A 20,083-nucleotide genomic window follows, 5' to 3' on the forward strand; every position below is an offset into this window, starting at 1 on the left:
GGAAGAGCAACTCCCGCGCCCAAACCGACCACGGAAGACCTGACCACTCATTCTTTATAGCCGAGCCGCCTGCAAGCGCCAGTGAATTGGCCGGATCGAGAGGGAATGGCTGTCGATTTTGCGTTGGGATTCGAAAGGGTTAGCAGAATGCAATGTGCTCTGCTTGACAAGGCCTCATCGCGAGCAAGCTCGCTCCCACAGGGATCGAGTACAACCGGTCGATAGTGGTCGGCTGACAGGCCGCCTTCGCTGGCAAGCCAGCTCCCACAAGGATCGAGTACAACCGGTAGATAGTGGTCGGCTGACAGGTCGCCTTCGCTGGCAAGCCAGCTCCCACAGGGACCGAGTACAACCGGTCGATAGTGGTCGGCTGACAGGCCGCCTTCGCTGGCAAGCCAGCTCCCACAAGGATCTAGTACAACCGGTCGATAGTGGTCGGCTGACAGGCCGCCTTCGCTGGCAAGCCAGCTCCCACAAGGATCTAGTACAACCGGTCGATAGTGGTCGGCTGACAGGCCGCCTTCCTCGTAACGCCGCCCGGAGCCAGCCCGCTCCCACAGAAAAGCGAAAACAAAAACACCTCCAACCCCGCGTCGCTTCTCACCACTCAACAGGATGAGCGCAAGCTCGGCTGCCGCTCTTGATCTTGATTCACCGGCCGCGTCGGCAGGCTGAGTGGAGGGATTGATCCGGGGGTGGGCGCGAAGCGCCGTTTGGCGAAGCCAAACACATCGAGAGGAGGTGCAGCGAAGCAAACCGTAGGCGATGCCCCCGGATCAATGCCGGAGCGAAGGAACCCCGAGCTTTAGCGAGCGGGCCGTACGTTGCGGCAAGCCTTTTTGGGTACTTTTTCGGCGTCTGGAAAAAGTGCCTCGCCGTAAGGGCGAAACCGCCAGTGGCGGCACCCGAAGCAACGGATATACACCCAAATCCGCAAGAGCCTGGTCGGCCCAAAGGCCGCCAAGGCCGCCAAGGCCTAAGCCAAATCCGGATCCCGAGAAGCACGCAAGGAATTGCTCTCCAGCTCATACCGCAATTCTTCAATCAAAGCTTCCACCGACTCTGGCGTGCGCAGTGCATCAAGGTTCAACGCACTGATCACCAGGTCCACCCGCCCGGACACGGGGTGATATAGCTTCACGGTCAGCGAATGATCGCCGTCCACCAGACACTCGCACGCCAGCGGCGAAAAACTGTGTTCAAGCTGCGCGCGCAACTGCGCAATTTTCATCATCAGACTGTTCCTTTAACGACTGCGAGGGGGCCGCGATCCCAAGTCACAAAAACTCGTACCGCACCCCACCAGACTAAGAACAGCCGACGACCGCCAACACCTCAATTTGCACCCGGTGAACTAGTGCATTTGCACCCTAACGCTGGCCCTTGGCGCCCCACTCCCCGGAAAACAGTCCACGCTCCCGCGCCCAGACAATCGCCTCACTGCGACTGTGCACATCGAGCTTGGAATACACCATCGCGACATGATTACGCACCGTGTTCGGCGCCAGTTTCAACCGCGCCGCAATCTCCTTGTCGGCCAGCCCTTCACAGATCAACCCCAGCACATCACGTTCACGCGCGGTCAGATCGGTGAACGAAACACTCGGCAGTTGCGGCGAATTGACCTTCTTCACATTGGCCAGTTTTTCGATCAGTGTGCGGCTGAACCATGAGGCATCCTTCATCACCTCCTCAATCGCCGCCACCAGCTCCAGCTCGGTGCGCTTGCGCTCGGTGATGTCCATCAGCACCAGCAGATAACAGCGCATGTCCTGAATAGTGACGGTATCAGCGGACAACGCGCACTCCAGCAGCTCCGCATCCCTCTTGCGTACCCGCACATCGACCCGATCGATCCGGCCATTGTTTTCCAGCGCCGCCAGTAACCGGGCCCGGGCGCCACTGTCATCGATGAAATCCAGCTGTGTCACGGTATTGCCCAGCACGTCGTCGCTGTCATACGCCAGTGTGTCGAGGAACGCCTGGTTGACATCGATCACCCGTTGCTCGTCGGCGCTGCAGATCAGGATGGGCACCGGGGTCAGCCGGAACGCCTTGGCGAAACGTTCCTCGCTCTGGCGCAGCGCCACTTCCGCCCTGCGCCGCAGCTCCATGTCGACGAAGGAAAACAGCATGCAATCCTCATCGTTAAGTATCAGCGGCTGCCCCGCCACGATGACTTGTTTGCTGCTGCCATCGGGCAAGCGCAGCTCGGCCTGCATCTGCGGGATGGTGGCGACGTCGCGCAAGCGCTGTATGGCCAGATCGCGATGTTCGGCCTGCTCGAAAATGTCGATTTCGTAAGAGGACGTGCCAATCACCTGCTCACGGGTGTACCCGGTCATTTCCAGAAACCCTGGATTGACCTTGATGTAGCGCAGGTCGCTGAGACGACAGATCACCGCCGGTGCCGGGTTGGCGTTGAACGTCCGTTCGAAGCGCTGCTCGGCATTGGCCCAATCGGTGACGTCGCTCATGATCAGCACCAGCGACTCGGGCTGCCCTTCGCGATCCGTGAGAATCATGCTGCGCACGCTGTGCACCCAGGTGCGTTCCGGATCGTCGGTCGGCGACACCTCAATCAGGACGTCATTGAAACTCTCACAGCGCGCCACCCGGCTGATCGGGTAATTTTCGGCGGTGATCGAATGATTGTTGCGATAGCGCAGGTTGAATTTCTTGGCGTATTCATCGGCATTGTGGCCCAGATCGGTGATCCGGTTGACACCGTGCATGGCCAGCGCGGCTTCGTTGGCCCAAAGAATGCTCTGATCCAGTTCAAGCAGAATCACCCCGTCGGACAGCCCGGCGATGATCTGCTGCAACTGACGGCGGTTGGTTTCGGTGGTCAGGACTTCCTGGCTCATTGGATCTCCACAAGTGATACGCCCATGTGAAGAGTACGACCGCACGCGCTTGCGATCGTGCCAGCGTTAAATTCTTGCAACAACGCAAATCCCCTGTGGGAGCCTGCTCGCGAAGGCATCAGGTCAGTCCATGCAACATTGATTGATCCAACGCTTTCGCGAGCAGGCTCGCTCCCACATGAATCCGGTGCATTCGCGACTTGCGGCTTTGTCGACTAAGGTTAATACCTCATCGGACAGAGCCCCTGCCCGCAATACAGGGCTCTTTTTCAAGGAGAGACTGATGACGTCGCGTCGCAACATCGAACAGACCTACCGCACCTGGTCCAGCCCGATTCTGCTGGAGCTGAAAAAGCGTGAGCACCAAATGGCGCCGGTCGAGCGTCAGGCCCTTGAAAATGTATTGGTGGAAAGACGGTTGCTGGACATTGGCAGCCTGGATGGCATTGAACGGCGCCGTAACGCTGACTGACAGCCGCTTTCGCCAGCAGGCTCGGTCCCTCCGGGCTTGAGGCTGCTCACTGAGTGCATACGCCACTCAGTGGGAGCTCGTAGCCGATTTATGGCACGTTCGGACGCTTGATCGGCTTTTTGGATTGTTGCAACATCGGCACAGCTTTTCCAATGGATGGAGTCGAGCATGCTGGATGCAAACGCTAGCCACATTACCTTTACAGTCGAAGGCGCCAACGCCGACCTGCAAGTCCTCAGCTTCACCGGTCGCGAAGCCCTCAACCAACCGTTCCGTTTCGACCTCGAACTCGTCAGCGCCCGCCCCGACCTCAAGCTCGAAGAGCTGCTGCACAAGCCCGGCGTCCTGACTTTCGGCCCGACCGGCGAAGGCAAGATCCACGGTCTGGTCTATCGCATCGAGCAAGGCGACTCCGGCAAGACCCTGACCCGTTACAGCCTCAGCCTGGTGCCGCAACTGGCGTACCTGCGGCACAACCACGATCAGCAGATTTTCCAGCAACTGACCGTACCGGAGATCATCGCTCAGGTCCTTGAAGATCGCGGCATCCTCGCCGACGCCTATAGCTTCCAGCTCAACGCCGAGTACCCGCAACGCGAGTACTGCGTGCAGTACGACGAATCCGACCTGCACTTCATCCAGCGCCTGTGCGAAGAAGAAGGCATTCACTTCCACTTCCAGCACAGCAGCAGCGGCCACAAACTGGTGTTCGGCGACGACCAGACCGTGTTCCGCAAACTGAAACCGGTGAGCTACCAGCAAGACTCCGGCATGGCCGCCGACAAACCGGTGATCAAGCGCTTCAACCTGCGCCTGGAAACCCGCACCACCCGCGTCAGCCGCCGCGATTACGACTTTGAGAAACCAAAGATCCTCCCCGAAGGCGCGGTCAAAACCGAGTTCGCCCCGGACCTCGAGGACTACGACTACCCCGGCCGCTTTACCACCCGCGAGCGCGGCAAGTTCCTCTCCACCCGCGCCCTCGAACGCCATCGCAGCGACTACAAACTCGCCGAAGGCAAAGGGGACGAACCAACCCTGACCAGCGGCCATTTCCTCACGCTCGCCGAACACCCGCGCGCCGAATGGAACGACCTGTGGCTGTTGCTGGAAGTCTTCCACGAAGGCAAGCAGCCGCAAGTGCTCGGCGAAAACGTCACCAGCGACGTCACCGACAACAAAAGCGATTTCCACCAGGGCTACCGCAACAGCTTCCTCGCCACCCCGTGGGACGCGCATTACCGCCCTGCCCTTGAACACCCGAAACCGAAAGTCCTCGGCAGCCAGACCGCCGTCGTCACCGGCCCGGCAGGCGAAGAAATCCACTGCGACCAATACGGCCGCATCAAAGTCCAGTTCCACTGGGACCGCGACGGTCAGTCCAACGACAAAACCACCTGCTGGATGCGCGTCGCCAGCGGCTGGGCCGGCGCCGCGTACGGCGGCATCGCCATCCCGCGCATCGGCATGGAAGTCCTCGTCACCTTCCTCGAAGGCGATCCCGACCAGCCGCTGGTCACCGGTTGCCTGTACCACAAGGAAAACGTCGTCCCCTACGACCTGCCGGCAAACAAAACCCGCAGCACCTTCAAAACCCTGAGCTCACCGGGCGGCAAGGGCTACAACGAATTCCGCATCGAAGACAAGAAAGGCGCCGAGCAGATCTACATCCATGCCCAGCGCGACTGGGATGAGAACATCGAGCACGATCAGAAGATTCGCGTGGGCAATGAACGGCATGACACTGTCGAAGCCAACACGCTGAGTGAGTTCAAGGTTGAGGAACACCGGATTACGCATCTGGATCGGATTAGCGAGATGCGGGCGGATGATCACCTGACGGTGGGCGTGACCCAGCACGTGAAGGTGGGGACCGCTCAATTCGTCGAAGCCGGCAGCGAAATCCACTACCACGCCGGCGACAAGGTCGTAATAGACGCCGGCATGGAACTCACCGCCAAGGCTGGCGGCAGTTTCGTCAAGGTCGATGCCGGCGGCGTGACCATCAGCGGCGCCGAGGTGAAGGTGAATACCGGCGGCTCGCCGGGCGTGGGGTCCGGCATCGCCATCCTTGCTCCGCTGATTCCCGGACTGGCCGCAACTGACACGGCCGGTCACTTGATGGAAAGGGCCAAAACCAGTTCCACCTGGCTTGAGCTGAACCTGCACTACGACAATCTGGAACCCGTACCCGGCGCGTCTTATCGCGTTGAATTCGCCGATGGCTCGACTCGCGAAGGTGTACTCGACAATGACGGATTCGCCCGGCTGGAAGACGTGCCAAAAGGCCCCGCGAAAGTCTATTACGGTGAAGATCCGCGTCCGTATGATCGTCCGGCAGTGGCCGTGGTTGACGCTTCTGATGACAAAATCGACGAAGACCTGCGAAAACTGGGTCTCGACCCGGCCACCGTTGATCTACAGGCACTGGTCGAAAAAGCCGCAGGGAGGCTGGCATGAGCGAACAAACAAGCAGCAACGACGACCGCACCGGGGCTTATCAGGAAGCGGCTATCGAACTGGGCAAAGGCATTGCGATGGGTGCGGTGCCGTTTCTGGGTCAGGCCATTGACGTATACGACACTATTGAATCCGCCGTTCTGCTGTACAAATCGGACACCCCCGGAGCCAAGGAAGATGCCCAGTTCGATTTGCTGCTGGCAGTGATCGGCTGGATACCCGGCGCGGGCGACGGCTTGAAAAAAAGCATGCGTATCGTCAACCGCAACCCTCAACGATTCGCCCCGGTGTTGTTCGATTTGCTGCGGTTCGTCTTGCAGGAATGCGGCATCAAGACCAGTCCGGAAGAACTCCTGTCACGTATTTTCAACGCCGGCAAACTGCGCGCGGAAATGGACGACATCATTTCTGCGATCAGAAGTTCCTCTGTTTATAAGGGCTCGCCCGGTTGGGTTCAAACCGCCGTCGTGACCGTACTCGCTACCGCCCGAGACAACATGCCGGCAATGCTTGGCATCGTTGAAAAACGCCTGATCAAATGGAAAGGCATGCAGCGCAACAGCTCCGCCGCCTCGTCCGGCAGCAGCCACCCACGACGCGCGGAAAAACCCGCCAACCGAGATTCCACCGTCGGCACCCAAGGCAAGGACGGCGCCAGCGGTACCCATTCCAACCGCGTCGAATCCTCCAGGGTCGGCGTTCAGGCGCCTTCGAGCCTCCTGAACGAAGGCCTGGGCGTCAGCGGCGAACATATCGCCGATTACATCTGCGCAGTCGAGTTCGGCTGGGGCAAGGATTGGGATGGACATGACAAGGGAGCGGATGGCAAATGGCTGGAGGGGCTGCCGAGTGCCACGAAAAAAGGAAAACTCTCGAAAGGTGGAAGTCCGAAAGCCAGACATGTTCTCTACAAACTCACAGACGGAGCCAATGGTACGGGGATTGATTCCGTCTGGCGTGCAGACCCGGCCAATAATCAGGGAAAGACATTCGCAATTGTTGAAGCGAAAGCAAGCCGTGATGAGGATGGCCCCAAGTTCATGCGTAAACCGAACAATACTCGCACTCCCGGCATCTCCTCAAAGCTTGGCGCAACCGGACTGCCTGACACGGATACACTGCTTGAACCGCAAGATCCAGTACAGGCTGCTCCCGCCGAAAAAAGCAGAGGCAAAAGGGCTAAAACGAAACAGCCGTCTTCCCCGGCAGATAAGAAAGCCAAACCGACAGCCGCGAGAAATACGGAAATTCTTGTTCAAATGAGCAAGGAGTGGATCCAGAAAAACATTGGAAACGCCGTTCCGTTGCGACTGGTAGATCAAGTCTCTGCCTCATATAGTCGCCATCTTTTTTATGCGCCGCTCTTTCATCCGAAATGGGGTCCTAAAGAACATGCCGAAGCTCGTCTGAAGAACAATGATGAGAAAACCCATAGAAACCACTCGGCATTTCATTACAAAGACTCGGAAGTAAAAGCTTTTGTGAACAGGCGCAAAAAATCTCTCGCCGCGAAATACGGGGCGCAACCTTCCTTGAATCTTGAGTAGAGCGGCCATGAAGAAAAGACAAAAATTCATTAGCGACGCTCAATTTGCGGAATTTCTCGCCTACAGCGTTGACACTGACGAGTTCTGGAAAAACAACACCTTTGAATCTGACTCCCCGGAACAGGAAGCCTCTCTGCGGGCGAATCACTTCAAGACAGTTGCTTTAAAAAAGCTGCTGATCTCCTATACCGCCGGCGTCGATATTCCAGAGTTAGAGCCCCTGCTTGAAGACCTGATTTCAAAATATGAAGTACGCCAGCAAAAACTGGCAGCTTTCGAACAGATCGCGAATATCTCTCCACTGGCTATCGACAGCTGGCTGGACGAATATGAAGAGTGCGTACAGGTGATCAGTTTGTGTGTCCTGCTCCACCGCACTGATCTTCTGAAGCGGTTCATATGCCTGGTTGACAAAGCGGGGTTCAAGGGAGAGGACACACTCTACGAAGATCTTCTCTGCAAAGTGCTCCCTGATCGAGACGATGTCGATGAGTGGTTTCACGACGTTTATACGCCGTTGATACAGGCGATTTACGCAGACGAAAAAGAAGAAGCTTCCGAGCTGCTACTGACCTATTGCAAACAATGGTATCCCGCATTCAAGCATGCCCCTTGGCACGACGCTCATCTCCAGGGAGAGGACGGGAACTACGTGGGTTACTGGGCGTTTGAAGCTGGCGCCATCGCATTTTTGTATGGCATAGATGATCACGCCGTCGACCATATGGTTTACCCAAAAGATCTGGTCGACTACGCGAGAAATCACCAAGGCCCACGAATGACACAAGTCGGCCAAATCGTCGCCGGCGATGCATGCAGCCGGACCGGCTACTGGTTCACGCCCGCTCAGGCAAACTCCCGTCGTCATTTCCAACAGGGTGAACTCATGCCGAAGATCAACGACTCCCGTTGGGGCGATACCCTTTGGTATTGGTCAGGTGAAGCGTGAGTACAGGGGTAAGAGTGAGCGAACGCCAATCCTTCTTCAGTAGACGTCACTACGCACACTTTCTCGGGGAACACGACGCTGTCGTGGAGTTCTTCAAGACCCACCGCTTCCAATCAGATTCTGACGACGAAGAAGCGAGCTTGCGTGCGGCATTCTTTCAGAGACTGGCACTTGATAAGTTGCTTGCGACTTATACGGTTGGCGAGCCTGTTGAGGCCCTCCTCCCGTTACTTGAAGACTTGCTCGATCAGTATGAACTGCGCCAGCAGAGGCTGGCCGCCTACGAAGATGTACCGCAGATCTCACCGCTCGCCATTGATGATTGGCCAGATGAGTACGAAGAAGCCGTTCAAGTAATCAGCCTGTGCATTCTGCTCGACCGCAACGACCTGCTCATACGATTCGTCAAACTTCTGGACGACGCGGGTTACGCCGCAGATGACACGCTCTATGAAGATCTGCTGAAGAAAGTCCTGCCTGATCGGCAAGACGTTGATCAGTGGTATCACGACGTCTACACCCCTCTCATACAAACAATTTATGCCGACACCCGCGAAGAGGCATCCCTGCTGCTCAAGGAGTATTGCCAGACCTGGTATCCAGCCTTCGAACAAGCGCCTTGGCACGATACGCATCTACAGGGCGAAGACGGCAATTACGTCGGCTACTGGGCATTCGAAGCGGCGGCGATTGCCTTTTTGTATGGCCTGGATGATCGCCACGTCGACCACTGGGTTTACCCCAGGGATCTCGTCGAGTACGCGCGAAGTCGGTGAATCCATAGCGCCGGAATTCGTCTCCCCCAACTCAGCTCAGCCGAGCAATCCGGTGCTCCTTAGCAGATCCTGCAAGCCTTTCGGCACCAGGGGCGACTGCTCGCTGAAGCTTGAGCTGTCATGCCAGCGCGCAGTGAAGGGGGCGCCGTCGCTTTCATGGCCATTGATCTGTGCGTGGTGGTATACGCCCGGATCGACGAACGTCGCGTCGTATACCTGGACAATTTCGTGCCCCGGTTTGCCGTTATAGACGAACAGGCTTTCGAGCGTGCCGAGCAGGCGCACATTCGTCATGGCCAGCCCCAACTCCTCCTGCACTTCACGCACAATTGCTTCGGCGCTGGTCTCGCCGAACTCGATACCGCCGCCGACCGGCCGAAAGCAGGTTTGCTGGCTCACCGGGTCACGAAATTCGTTAACCAGAATTTTGCCGTTGTGATGAAAAACGCAAAGTGCGAGCGCGCGAATGCGGTGTTCGGCCATGACTGAAGTCCATTTACAGGTGTGGGGGCGCGGCATTTAAACATGCTTTGCGCGACATACCCGTGGACGTCGTTTGAAAAGGGTCGCGTCAGACCGGAGAAATCGTTGCGAGCAGGCCGATCAGAATGGTCAGTGTCAGGAAGCCACCCAGGAAAATCGCCATCTTGTTCATGTTGCTCTCCTCAATGCCGAGCATGCGGTGCACTGGGCGCTTCGGGATGAAGGACTGCCGCGAGTGCCGAACCGTGGAGCTATTTTGAGCGGATGACTGAGCTGGTAACAGAGGCAGATCCAGTGAAAAAACACGGATCAGATGCGCATCTGATCCGCATGGGCCATGGGCCGATATTCAGATCGCGGCACAAGGGTTCAATTTCGCCGTGGTTGATCTAGAGTCATTGCCGTCGCGACAACAACAAGAAAAAATCTGGAGTGAACATGACCGACCTGAATCTGCAGCCCAACGTTGCCGCATCGCTAGGCAAATGGCACGAAATGATCCGCACCGGAAACTTGAGTGCCCTACCCTCATTGCTCGATCCGCAAGCCGTGTTTCGCTCGCCGATGGCCCACACGCCTTATCCGGGCGCGCCGGTGGTATCGATGATCCTCAACACGGTGTTCGAGGTATTCGAGGATTTCAAATACCACCGGGAACTGGCGACAGCGGACGGGTTGAATGTGATTCTGGAGTTCAGCGCCAAGGTGGGTTCGAAGGAGCTGAAAGGCATCGACATGATTCGCTTTGATGAGCGCGGGAAGATTGTCGAGTTCGAGGTGATGGTGCGCCCACTGAGCGGGCTGCAGGCCTTGGGTGAAGAAATGGGCCAGCGCCTTGGCGCTTACCTGGCGTCGGCCAAAGCCTGATTCAGGCACAAAAAAACCCACTGACCGTCGCCGGTTCAGTGGGCTTTGTATGTCAGGCGTCTGGTTACAGCGCCATGTCGCGTGCAGCGTTTTCCTTCGGAGCTTCAGCTTTTTCAGCTGCAGGTGCAGCCGGAGCCGCCGCCTGACCAATCACCGGAGGTGTCGGCAGTTCGAGGATCTTGGCGGTGTAGGCCCACTCTGCAGCCACTTTGGCTGGATCGTTGTTCAGCTGAGTGCCGTAGCTTGGAACGATCTGGTGCAGCTTGGTTTGCCACTCAGGGGTTGCGACTTTGTCTTTGAAGACTTTCTGCAGCACGCTCAGCATGATCGGCGCAGCGGTCGACGCGCCTGGCGATGCGCCCAGCAGGCCGGCGATGGAGCCGTCTTGCGAGGCAACGATTTCGGTGCCCAGTTTCAGCACGCCGCCAGCCGCTTCATCACGCTTGATGATTTGCACGCGTTGGCCGGCTTGCCACAGGCGCCAGTCTTCGGCCTTGGCGTTCGGGAAGTATTCCTTCAGCGCGTTCAGGCGATCTTCATCCGACAGCATCAGTTGACCGGCAAGGTACTCGACCAGCGGGTATTCCTTGATGCCAACTTTGGTCATCGGCCAGATGTTGTGGGTGGTGGTGCTGGTCAGCAGGTCCAGGTACGAGCCTTCCTTGAGGAACTTGGTGCTGAAGGTCGCGAATGGGCCAAACAGGATGACGCGCTTGCCGTCCAGAACACGTGTGTCCAGGTGCGGAACGGACATCGGTGGGGCGCCAACCGACGCTTTACCGTAGGCCTTGGCCAGGTGCTGTTCAGCGATGGCCGGGTTATCGGTCACCAGGAACGAACCGCCCACCGGGAAGCCAGCGTATTCCTTGGCTTCAGGAATGCCCGACTTTTGCAGCAGGTGCAGGGCACCGCCGCCGGCGCCGATGAAGACGAACTTGGCGTCGGTTTCGGTTTTAGTGCCGTCTTTCAGGTTTTTGTAGCTGACGCGCCAGGTGCCATCGGCATTCTTGGTGATGTCCTGGACTTCGCTCGACAGTTTCAGATCGAAGTTAGGCTTGGTCTGCAGGTACGCAGCGAACTGGCGGGTGATTTCGCCGAAGTTCATGTCGGTACCCAGCGGGCTCCAGGTGGCCGCGATTTTCTGGTTCGGGTCACGCCCTTCCATCATCAGCGGGACCCACTTCTTGATCACAGCCGGGTCTTCGGAGTACTGCATGCCGGCGAACAGCGGGCTCGCTTGCAGGGCTTCGTAGCGCTTTTTCAGGAACTTGATGTTGTCATCGCCCCACACGAAGCTCATGTGCGGCGTGGTGTTGATGAACGAGCGAGGGTTCTTCAGAACGCCTTGCTGAACCTGCCAGGCCCAGAACTGACGGGAGACCTGGAACGCTTCGTTGATCTCGACGGCTTTCGGGATCGTTACGTTGCCTTTGTCGTCTTCCGGGGTGTAGTTCAGCTCAGCCAGAGCCGAGTGACCGGTACCGGCGTTGTTCCAGCCGTTGGAGCTTTCCAGGGCGACGCCGTCGAGGCGCTCGACCATTTCCATCGACCAGCTCGGCTCCAGCTCATTGATCCACACACCGAGGGTGGTGCTCATGATGCCGCCGCCGATCAGCAGGACGTCGACTTTCTTTGCTTCGTCAGCATTGGCGGATGTCATCCCCATCGCCAAAGCCAGACCCAGCAGGGCTGTGTTCACTTTTTTAAACATCTGTTGCACCTATGATAAAACGCCTTCCGCCCGCCGCTGCTGTCTGTATGCGGTCCGCTTTTGTTGACGCTCAGGCTCGCGTCGCAGATTTCGGCACACTTCAATTTTGACGGGTGGGCACACAAGGCCGACGTGTTGCATCGACCTCAGTTAATGTCCCTTCTGAACTGACTTCTTATCATTATTGGCTTCAGCTACTTGAGCGACAGGGGTTCCGTCGGCCAGCCCGCAGGCAAGCAAACTGAATAAGGTCAAACCAAGTTGGCGCGAAGAATATCACGTCAGGGCAAACCCGCGCGTCTGTTCCAGACTTGAGAGTCTTTTTCCGCTCAGGACATTATCGGCCAACGAAGGCTGAACATGACCCCGATGATCAGCGCTTTGAAGCAGTGCCCTGATTTAAGATTTTCTGCTAGGTTGTACGATGACTGACGAACCAGTCATCAACTCATAACAACAAGGAAACAACCTCATGACCAAGACCCGACTGCTGATCGGATTTCTCTGTGCCTTCAACGGTTACGCCATGGCCGCCCCTGCCCCGGCGGAAAAAGATGTCGCCCAAGCGGTGGATCATCTGACCCAGGCGATGCTGCACAAGGACATCGCCGAACTGAACGCGCTCACCGCGCCCAACCTGACCTACGGCCATTCCAGCGGCAAGATTCAGGACAAGAAAGAATTCATTGCCGATATCGAAACCGGCAAGAGCGCGTTCAAGACCCTGGAAATGCAAAACCAGACCATCACCCTGTCCGGCGATACCGCGCTGGTGCGCCACCATTTTTCCGCGCAGGCATTGAAAGGGACCGAGGTGGTGCCGACCGAGATCGAGAATTTCCAGATCTGGCAGAAGCAGGACGGCAAATGGTTGTTGGTGGGGCGGCAGGCGTTCAAGTTCTGAGTCAGATTTACCTGGCCTGAATGGATGTTGACTGGGCTGGCCTCTTCGCGAGCAAGCTCGCTCCCACAGGAGAACGCATTCCAATGTGGGAGCGAGCTTGCTCGCGAATGCGGCAGCCCGGCTTGCACAAATCCACTGCCCTCCTCGTTATAACCGAAACCGATCCACCGACTGCGCCAGCTGCCCCGCCAGGCTCGACAATTCATCGGTGGTATTCGCCGTTTGCCCGATCACCCGGCTGTTGCCTTCGGACATTCCGGCAATCATCTCCACCTGATGGGCAATTTCGTTACTGGCCTGGCTCTGTTCGCCAATCGTACGGGTGATGTCGTTGACCAGTTGCGTCGTACTCAACGTCGCTTCAAGGATTTCGCGAATAGCGCGTTCGACATCCGCCGTCACCGCCATGCCCTTGTCGACCTGCGCGACACCCGCCTCCATGCTGCTGACCGCTTCGCGGGTGCTGTGCTGAATACGCGCAACCATGGCGGCGATTTCCTGGGTTGAAGCGCTGGTGCGCGCGGCCAGACTGCGCACTTCGTCAGCCACCACCGCAAAGCCCCTGCCCTGCTCCCCGGCCCGCGCAGCTTCAATGGCAGCATTGAGCGCCAGCAGGTTGGTCTGGTCGGCAATGCTTTTGATCACCTGGATAATGTTGAAGATGGCTTCGGATTCCTGATCCAGCGTGCGGATCACCTGGGCCGACTGTTGCGCTGAGCGGGCGATATCGTCCATGTCGCTGACCACTTGATGAATGACCCCGCCGCCCTCCTTGGCCAGGGTTTCGGCCTGACTGGCCATGCTCAGCGCTCGTTCGGCATGGCGGGTGATTTCCTCGATGCTCGCGGTCATCTGGCTGGCAGCTGCGGCCATGGTGCCGGCGGCAACGCTTTGTTGCTGGCTGCTGTCGGCGACTTGATGACAACCGTGGCTGAGTTGTTCGCTCATGCCACTGACGCCGTGAGCATTGCGTCGTACCACGTCGATCATGTTGCGCAAGTCGCGCTGCATGGTTGCCAGCGTGCGAATCAGGACACTGGCTTCGTCCTTGCCGGACGGTTCGGCGATCGGCTCGCTGAGGTTGCCGTGGGCGATGCTCTCGGCGATGCGACTGGCAGTCTTCAACGGCCCCATGATGCTCAGAATCACCCAGCGCCCCTGGATCAGGAGCAACACAAGACTGGCGAGCAACACCACGCCAAGGGCGACGTTGGCGCTGTGGATGGCTGATTCGGTGCCCGCGCTGGTCTGCTGTGTATTGGACTCGATCAACTCGCTTAACGCGGCCATTTGTTCTTCGAGCTGAGTGAATGCCGTGTTGAACGCGCCCAACTCTTGCTGAGCGGCATCAGGCTGGTTCAACGCCAGCCCAACGATCCGCTCGGCTGCGTTGATGTAGGTATCGAGGCTCGGTTTGATCTGCTCCAGCGCCGTGCGCAAGGTCGGGTTGATCGGCAATTTGAGGTTTTCTTCAAGCACCTCACGAAAATGCCCGGCATGTTCGTTGATCGAATCGCGCACCTCGCTCGCCGTACTGGTGCTTTTGCCCAGTCCCACCAGCATCGCCGAATAGACATCGGCGCGCAGGGCGTCGTGCATCATGTCGGCTTCCATGTGGTTGCGCAGCGCGCTCATGCTGACCGCGTTGTCGCTGACCGCCGAGGCCATCCGCTGATTGCCGACGTAACTGACCAGACTCACGATCAATGCCGTCAGCAGACTTGTCACAATCAGCAACACTAAACGCAGTTTGATCGACACCGGATTTTCCTCCCTCGTCACGCCCGTAAGCGCTTGTCAGCCTTCAGTTAAGCCTATTTGCGCAGGTCTGCCGCGCCAGAGCGTGTCAGCAGGTGTCGGCATGCAGGCAGACTGCCGCAAAACTTTCGGATTGCGCGGCAAGTCTCACTTTGCAACGCAGACGGATATGCCTTCATCGGTGGGTTAATGCCGGCAGGCTATTGAGTCCGTCGCTCTGAACACTCTTGCAGCAAAAGGAAACGCTTATGAAACGCGCATTGTGGTTGGGTTTGCTCGGCACCTTCGTCATCGGTAGCGCACAGGCGGCGACGGAAAAAGTCGCCCTCAATCTGGTCAGCGCCGACGGCGCACCGCAGGCGATAGGTTCGGTCACCATCAGTGAAACCGCCTATGGCCTGCTGTTCACCCCTGACCTGAAATCTCTTCCGGCCGGCGTGCATGGCTTCCACGTACATGAAAACGGCAGTTGCGAGGCTGGCATGAAGGACGGCGTGAAAGGCGCCGCTCTGGCCGCAGGCGGGCATTTCGATCCGCAGAAGACTGGCAAACACCTCGGCCCTTACGCTGACGGTCATCTCGGTGATCTTCCGGCGATTTACGTGACCGCTGACGGCATCGCCAACTACCCGGTACTGGCGCCGCGTCTGAAAAAGATCTCGGAGATCAAGGGCCACGCGCTGATGGTCCACGCCGGTGGCGACAACCACGCCGACATGCCGAAACCGCTGGGCGGTGGCGGCGATCGCATGGCCTGCGGAGTGATCTGACTCACCCCAGGCTGAAAACGGGCAACCCGCCATGGCGTTGCCCGTGTCTGTTTTGCAATAACGCAGACTTTTCTGCGCCACGGAACTCCCGCCGCGCGCGCCCCTCTCACATTATGTAGACCTTCCCTTTTTGCTTCGCGCTTGTGGAGGAACACCGTCATGCGCAAGTTAGTGCTCATTTCTTCTTTACTCGTATGCCTGCCTGTCGGTTCGGCGTTGGCCCGTGTTGATGCGGGTGATGTCGCCACTTCGGCCGGTGTCTCCGCGTCGCTGTACTCGACCTTCAAGGATCACAAAATGGTGATTCCGGCCCGTGACGACTTGTCTGCATTTGTCGCCAGTGGCGGGGCCATTCGTGGGGTTTATCTTGAATCGGTACTGCAACAGGCTCGCCAGGACAACCCTGGACTCAATGCCAGCGATGAAGATCTGGCCAACGCGATTCTGGTGCATTACGAAGGCCTGAATCAGTAGCCGTCACGAATAAGCAGCCGATGGATGGCCGCTGAAGGCGCATAGGCAAAACTGTCCGACGGCCTCTATGATGGAGGCCATGACGACTTCCGTGCCCTTGCGCTCCCCCTGCCCGCCCGGCGCCTGCATTTGCGGGCGCGACCCGTTGCTGGAGACACCTGGCGCGGATGTGCGCATCCTGCGTCTGACCCGTGAAGAAGAGAAGCGCCTGCTCGCTCGCCTCGAAATGCTCAAAGACCTGAATGACCTCAAACATCTGCAACAGCGGATGTTTGAGCAATTGGGCCTGCGCGTCGACGTCGCCCCCGGCTTCAACGAAGTGCGGACCATGCGCGGTATCGCCATTCAGATAAACGAGTTGCCCGGCCTGTGTCGCAAAACCCGCGCAGCGATCCCGGCCGCCATCCGCCGCGGCCTGGAAAACCACCCTGAAATCGCCTTCGAACTGCTCAACGCCCACGACTTGCTGCGCGACACCTGATTACTTTTTCAGGCCCAGGCGTTTGCGCATCTCAGCGGTGATGCTCTGGCGGGTTTTCTTCATGTCGGCCCAGGGCTCGTCACCGACTTCCGCCAGCCGCTCGTGGACGTTGTGCACGTTCCACTGATTACCGCCCTTGATTTCGGCGACCTCTTCGCGAAACAGCGGCACCGATACGGGCAAGCCTTCACGGGTGCGCGCGGCGTAAGCGCAAATGGTGGTGGCGCCCAAACCGTTGCGCAGATAATCGATGAATATCCTCCCAACCCGGTTTTTCGGCCCGGACACCGCTGAAAAGCGGTCCGGCAACAGCTTGGCAATGTGATTGACGATGGCGTGGCTGAAGTCCTTGACCTCGTCCCAACCGAGTTTGCGGGTCAGCGGCACTACCAGGTGAATACCCTTGCCGCCGCTGGTTTTGAGGAAGGCCTTGAGGCCCAGTTCATCGAGCACGGTCAAGGTCAGCGCCGTCGCTTCGACCATGCTTTTCCACGGCAACGCCGGATCCGGGTCGAGGTCGAGGACGAAGCGATCAGGCTTGTCCAGATCGACCGTGGTCGCATTCCATGTATGCAGTTCAACGGTGCTCATCTGCACCGCGCCGATCAGCGCTTCAGCGTTGTTGATCAGCATCACCGGTTGCCCGGTGATGTCCTTGTCCAGCGTGGTGATGCCGGGGATCGCCAGGCGTTCGGCATTTTTCTGGAAAAACAATTCGCCGGCGATGCCGTCCGGAGCGCGCACCAGTGCGACCGGGCGATCCTTGAGCTGCGGCAAAATCCATTCGGCGACGCTCGCGTAATACTCGGCCAGTTGCATCTTGGTAGTCCCGCTGACCGCGTCGATCACGCGATCCGGGTGGGTGATGCGCACTTTGCCGGTGGCCAATCCGAGCTGTGACGGCGCGTTCTCGGCGCTGCTCGCCGGGGCCTTTTTCGGCGCTTTTTTCGTGGCGGTTTTCTTCTCTGCAGTCTTCACTGGTTTCGCTCGCTCTTCAGTGATGGCTTTGGCCGGTTTGTCATCGCGCAGTCCATGGAACACAGCATGGCGCACCGAACCGTCCTTGGTCATTTCCGCAAACGCGACTTCCGCCAGCAGTTTCGGTTTGAGCCAATGCACGCCTTTGACCTCGAAGCCACTGGGTGGATTGACCACCGCCGCCGTCTTCACCTGCAACGGTTTGAGTTGCGCCAGAATGCTTTTCAACGTCGCTTCGTTAAAGCCAGTGCCGACCTTGCCGGCGTACCGCAACTCGCCACTGTCGCGATCATGCAGCCCCAGCAACAACGCGCCAAACGCACTGCGCGCGCCTTTCGGATCGGTGTAGCCGACGATCACGAACTCCTGACGGTGTTTGCACTTGAGCTTGATCCAGTCGCTGCTGCGCCGCGACACATAAGGCGAGCCAAGGCGTTTACCGATCAGGCCTTCCATCTGCATCTGGCAGGCGCTGTTGAGCAACGCGTCCGGGGTTTCGTCGAAGGCCTCGGAGAAGCGCAGCAACGGTTGTTCGTGACTACCGAGCACCGTGGCCAGCGCGGCGCGACGTTCCTCGACCGGGACTTCACGCAGGTCGACACCGTTGAGATACGGCAGATCGAACAGGTAGTAGAGAATGTTGCCGCTGCGCCCGGCCTCGAAGGCATTTTGCAGGGCTTGAAAGTCCGGGACGCCCTGTTCGTTGGCGACGACCATTTCCCCGTCCAGCCACGCCGATTCCAATCCCAGCGCGGCCAGAGCGGCGGCCTGTTGCGGCAACTTGTGCGTCCAGTCATGACCGTTGCGGGTAAATAGTTGCACCTGGTCATGATCGATGCGCGCCATGATCCGGTAGCCATCGAATTTGATCTCGTAGCTCCACTGGCCTTCCGGCGCACTGTCGACCAACGTTGCCAATTCCGGCTTGAGTTGCGCCGGCAGCTTGGCCTTGTGTGCCCCCGTCAGCTTGCCGGTTGCAGTCTTGCGCGTCTTCGCCGGGGGCTTTTTCACCGGTTTGCTTTGCTCGGCGGCCAGCTTCGGCCGGGTGACCAGGGTGCGTTCGCTCAACACGCTGTCGGGCTCGGCAACCAACACATCGTAGTCATCCTGCGGCCGTGCGGCGCTGTCCTGATGCTTGATCAGAAACCATTGCTCCTTCTTGCCGGGCATGTGCGTGCGCACCAGATTCCAGACCCCGCCGAGCTTCTCGCCTTGCAACTCGAACTTGAGCTTGCCCTTGGCGTAGGCCTTGTGCGGATCTTCCAGCGGAATCCACACGCCACGGTCCCAGACAATCACGTCACCGGCACCGTAATGCCCTTCGGGAATGTTGCCCTCGAACGTCGCGTAATCCAGCGGATGATCCTCGACATGCACCGCCAGCCGCTTGACCTTGGGGTCGAGCGACGGCCCTTTGGGCACCGCCCAGCTCTTCAACGCGCCGTCGAGTTCCAGGCGAAAGTCATAGTGCAGGTGTGAAGCGTCGTGCTTCTGAATGCAGAACTGCAAAGCATGCTCGGCGGCGGTTTTACGTTCAGATCGCTTGACCGCTGCCGGTTCCGAGGTCGCCGAAAAATCGCGCATGCGGTTATAGTCGTCGAGGTTCCTGTTCATCGTGCACCTGCCTTGTTTCAGCCCATTCGGGTCACGGTCAGCGCCACCACTGCGATACGGTCGACCCGTTGATAACCGGGGTTGAGCAGTTCCTCACCGAATACATCCGGATCGAGTTCGCGATAGGTCCAGGCGAAGCGCTTTTCATCCAGTCGCGGCAACACGGTGTCGAGAAACGGGTCGCGACCGTCAACCATCGCCACACCGGTATAGAGCAATAGCGAGCCACCGGGGGCGAGTCGGTTCAGCGCCTGTTCGACAATGCGCAACGACAGCCCGGCCCCGAGCGTCCCGCCACCGTGGCGATAGGCGCGTTCCGCCGGGTCGGCCATATAGGGCGGATTGGCGACAATCAGATCGAACTCGCCGTCGACGCCCTGCAACAGGTCACTGGCGCGCACTTCGACGTTGGCGACTTCCGCCAGCGCCGCGTTGATCGCGGTCAGACGCAGCGCCGCAGGGTTGATGTCCAGCGCCAGCACCTCGGCCTCGCGACGGGCCCGGCCGATCAGAATCGCCCCGACGCCCGCGCCACAACCGATGTCCACGGCGCGATGGATTGGCGCGAAGTTCTGTTGCAGGTGGGCGTGGATCAGTTGCGCGAAACGGTAGGTGTCCGGGCCGAAAAACACGGCGTCAGCCGCCTCGGTGGGGAACGCGGAATGCACGAACAGCAAATCATCCAGGCTCGACCAGCGCACGCGACTTTTCAACTCACCCTCATAGGCATCAATGACCTGCGCGTCTTGCAGTTGCCGCTGTTCATCGGCTGACAACAACCCCGGCGCGAACGGGCGCGACCAGCCGAACACATCGCGCAAAGAGTCGGCCATCTGGCCTTCGTCACGCTGGTTGACCCGTTGATGGGTCAGTGGCGTCGGGGTAATGAACCGATAGCCGTCTGCCAACAAACGCCGGCCCAGGTGCAGCAGCACGAGGTCGTTGGAGCAGAGTTGTTCTTCCTGATTCATC

17 protein-coding genes and 1 pseudogene are annotated in these 20,083 nt (G+C 58.7%); 10 read left to right on the top strand and 8 right to left on the bottom strand.

Features of this window, described 5'->3' with window-relative positions; all coding sequences use genetic code 11:
- Positions 1-976: 976 nt before the first annotated feature.
- Both ACM6IV_RS11150 and ACM6IV_RS11155 read right to left on the bottom strand, forming a co-directional pair.
- Complete coding sequence (locus ACM6IV_RS11150; RefSeq protein ID WP_414870008.1) at positions 977-1,234, bottom strand: DUF1652 domain-containing protein; 258 nt, start codon at positions 1,232-1,234, stop codon at positions 977-979.
- A gap of 136 nt (positions 1,235-1,370) precedes the next feature.
- Positions 1,371-2,867 (bottom strand): helix-turn-helix transcriptional regulator, encoded by a 1,497-nt coding sequence (locus tag ACM6IV_RS11155; RefSeq protein ID WP_414870009.1) that lies wholly within the window; start codon positions 2,865-2,867, stop codon positions 1,371-1,373.
- A gap of 283 nt (positions 2,868-3,150) precedes the next feature.
- On the opposite strand from ACM6IV_RS11155, the gene ACM6IV_RS11160 reads away from it, so the two are divergent.
- The 5 genes from ACM6IV_RS11160 (at position 3,151) to ACM6IV_RS11180 (ending at position 9,071) form a co-directional block, all read left to right on the top strand.
- Complete coding sequence (locus tag ACM6IV_RS11160) at positions 3,151-3,339, top strand: hypothetical protein (RefSeq protein WP_414870010.1); 189 nt, start codon at positions 3,151-3,153, stop codon at positions 3,337-3,339.
- 168 nt (positions 3,340-3,507) lie between these two features.
- Positions 3,508-5,799: a type VI secretion system tip protein TssI/VgrG gene (gene tssI, locus ACM6IV_RS11165; RefSeq protein WP_414870011.1), complete on the top strand. Its 2,292-nt coding sequence runs from the start codon at positions 3,508-3,510 to the stop codon at positions 5,797-5,799.
- Entirely contained in the window at positions 5,796-7,346 is a 1,551-nt protein-coding gene (locus ACM6IV_RS11170) for a hypothetical protein (protein WP_414870012.1), read from the top strand. The genes tssI and ACM6IV_RS11170 overlap by 4 nt, the downstream gene beginning before the upstream one ends.
- A gap of 7 nt (positions 7,347-7,353) precedes the next feature.
- Positions 7,354-8,295, top strand: coding sequence for a PoNe immunity protein domain-containing protein (locus ACM6IV_RS11175; RefSeq protein ID WP_414870013.1), 942 nt, complete (start codon positions 7,354-7,356; stop codon positions 8,293-8,295).
- Positions 8,296-8,309: 14 nt separating this feature from the next.
- Positions 8,310-9,071, top strand: coding sequence for a PoNe immunity protein domain-containing protein (locus tag ACM6IV_RS11180; protein WP_414870014.1), 762 nt, complete (start codon positions 8,310-8,312; stop codon positions 9,069-9,071).
- 36 nt (positions 9,072-9,107) lie between these two features.
- Here the strand turns inward: ACM6IV_RS11180 and ACM6IV_RS11185 are convergent, their stop codons facing one another.
- A complete protein-coding gene (locus tag ACM6IV_RS11185; protein ID WP_414870015.1) occupies positions 9,108-9,554 on the bottom strand; it encodes an NUDIX hydrolase in 447 nt (148 codons plus the stop codon).
- Between the two features lie 438 nt (positions 9,555-9,992).
- Between ACM6IV_RS11185 and ACM6IV_RS11190 the strand changes: the two genes are divergently transcribed.
- Positions 9,993-10,421: a nuclear transport factor 2 family protein gene (locus tag ACM6IV_RS11190; RefSeq protein WP_414870016.1), complete on the top strand. Its 429-nt coding sequence runs from the start codon at positions 9,993-9,995 to the stop codon at positions 10,419-10,421.
- A 64-nt stretch (positions 10,422-10,485) separates the two neighbouring features.
- Here ACM6IV_RS11190 and mqo read toward each other — a convergent pair whose 3' ends face one another.
- Positions 10,486-12,132 carry a malate dehydrogenase (quinone) gene (gene mqo / locus ACM6IV_RS11195; protein ID WP_414870017.1) on the bottom strand — a complete coding sequence of 549 codons (1,647 nt, stop codon included), beginning with the start codon at positions 12,130-12,132 and terminating at the stop codon, positions 10,486-10,488.
- Positions 12,133-12,604: 472 nt separating this feature from the next.
- On the opposite strand from mqo, the gene ACM6IV_RS11200 reads away from it, so the two are divergent.
- Positions 12,605-13,036, top strand: coding sequence for a nuclear transport factor 2 family protein (locus tag ACM6IV_RS11200; protein ID WP_414870018.1), 432 nt, complete (start codon positions 12,605-12,607; stop codon positions 13,034-13,036).
- Positions 13,037-13,183: 147 nt separating this feature from the next.
- Here ACM6IV_RS11200 and ACM6IV_RS11205 read toward each other — a convergent pair whose 3' ends face one another.
- Positions 13,184-14,047, bottom strand: a complete 864-nt coding sequence (locus tag ACM6IV_RS11205) for a methyl-accepting chemotaxis protein (RefSeq protein WP_371857731.1) — start codon at positions 14,045-14,047, stop codon at positions 13,184-13,186.
- Positions 14,042-14,818 (bottom strand): annotated as a pseudogene (locus ACM6IV_RS11210) (MCP four helix bundle domain-containing protein); the annotation flags it as partial. The gene ACM6IV_RS11205 and the pseudogene ACM6IV_RS11210, both read right to left, overlap by 6 nt.
- Before the next feature lie 224 nt (positions 14,819-15,042).
- Here ACM6IV_RS11210 and sodC point away from each other — a divergent pair.
- The 3 genes from sodC (at position 15,043) to ACM6IV_RS11225 (ending at position 16,519) form a co-directional block, all read left to right on the top strand.
- On the top strand, positions 15,043-15,564 hold the full coding sequence (sodC, locus tag ACM6IV_RS11215; protein ID WP_414870019.1) for a superoxide dismutase [Cu-Zn] SodC: 522 nt from the start codon (positions 15,043-15,045) through the stop codon (positions 15,562-15,564).
- A gap of 159 nt (positions 15,565-15,723) precedes the next feature.
- Positions 15,724-16,038 carry a DUF2388 domain-containing protein gene (locus ACM6IV_RS11220; RefSeq protein ID WP_414870020.1) on the top strand — a complete coding sequence of 105 codons (315 nt, stop codon included), beginning with the start codon at positions 15,724-15,726 and terminating at the stop codon, positions 16,036-16,038.
- 79 nt (positions 16,039-16,117) lie between these two features.
- Positions 16,118-16,519: a hypothetical protein gene (locus ACM6IV_RS11225; protein ID WP_414870021.1), complete on the top strand. Its 402-nt coding sequence runs from the start codon at positions 16,118-16,120 to the stop codon at positions 16,517-16,519.
- Here ACM6IV_RS11225 and ligD read toward each other — a convergent pair whose 3' ends face one another.
- Both ligD and ACM6IV_RS11235 read right to left on the bottom strand, forming a co-directional pair.
- Entirely contained in the window at positions 16,520-19,111 is a 2,592-nt protein-coding gene (gene ligD / locus ACM6IV_RS11230; RefSeq protein WP_414870022.1) for a DNA ligase D, read from the bottom strand.
- A gap of 17 nt (positions 19,112-19,128) precedes the next feature.
- On the bottom strand, positions 19,129-20,082 hold the full coding sequence (locus tag ACM6IV_RS11235) for a methyltransferase (RefSeq protein WP_414870023.1): 954 nt from the start codon (positions 20,080-20,082) through the stop codon (positions 19,129-19,131).
- Between the last annotated feature and the right edge of the window lies 1 nt (position 20,083).

It is taken from the genome of Pseudomonas sp. IT-347P (assembly GCF_949768005.1).
In the GTDB taxonomy this organism is placed as follows: Bacteria; Pseudomonadota; Gammaproteobacteria; order Pseudomonadales; family Pseudomonadaceae; genus Aquipseudomonas.

Coding starts and splice junctions, on each gene's coding strand:
- ACM6IV_RS11150 (WP_414870008.1), bottom strand. CDS start 1,234: ATGATGAAAATTGCGCAGTTGCGCGCGCAGCTTGAACACAGTTTTTCG.
- ACM6IV_RS11155 (WP_414870009.1), bottom strand. CDS start 2,867: ATGAGCCAGGAAGTCCTGACCACCGAAACCAACCGCCGTCAGTTGCAG.
- ACM6IV_RS11160 (WP_414870010.1), top strand. CDS start 3,151: ATGACGTCGCGTCGCAACATCGAACAGACCTACCGCACCTGGTCCAGC.
- tssI (WP_414870011.1), top strand. CDS start 3,508: ATGCTGGATGCAAACGCTAGCCACATTACCTTTACAGTCGAAGGCGCC.
- ACM6IV_RS11170 (WP_414870012.1), top strand. CDS start 5,796: ATGAGCGAACAAACAAGCAGCAACGACGACCGCACCGGGGCTTATCAG.
- ACM6IV_RS11175 (WP_414870013.1), top strand. CDS start 7,354: ATGAAGAAAAGACAAAAATTCATTAGCGACGCTCAATTTGCGGAATTT.
- ACM6IV_RS11185 (WP_414870015.1), bottom strand. CDS start 9,554: ATGGCCGAACACCGCATTCGCGCGCTCGCACTTTGCGTTTTTCATCAC.
- ACM6IV_RS11190 (WP_414870016.1), top strand. CDS start 9,993: ATGACCGACCTGAATCTGCAGCCCAACGTTGCCGCATCGCTAGGCAAA.
- mqo (WP_414870017.1), bottom strand. CDS start 12,132: ATGTTTAAAAAAGTGAACACAGCCCTGCTGGGTCTGGCTTTGGCGATG.
- ACM6IV_RS11200 (WP_414870018.1), top strand. CDS start 12,605: ATGACCAAGACCCGACTGCTGATCGGATTTCTCTGTGCCTTCAACGGT.
- ACM6IV_RS11205 (WP_371857731.1), bottom strand. CDS start 14,047: ATGCAGCGCGACTTGCGCAACATGATCGACGTGGTACGACGCAATGCT.
- sodC (WP_414870019.1), top strand. CDS start 15,043: ATGAAACGCGCATTGTGGTTGGGTTTGCTCGGCACCTTCGTCATCGGT.
- ACM6IV_RS11220 (WP_414870020.1), top strand. CDS start 15,724: ATGCGCAAGTTAGTGCTCATTTCTTCTTTACTCGTATGCCTGCCTGTC.
- ACM6IV_RS11225 (WP_414870021.1), top strand. CDS start 16,118: ATGACGACTTCCGTGCCCTTGCGCTCCCCCTGCCCGCCCGGCGCCTGC.
- ligD (WP_414870022.1), bottom strand. CDS start 19,111: ATGAACAGGAACCTCGACGACTATAACCGCATGCGCGATTTTTCGGCG.
- ACM6IV_RS11235 (WP_414870023.1), bottom strand. CDS start 20,082: ATGAATCAGGAAGAACAACTCTGCTCCAACGACCTCGTGCTGCTGCAC.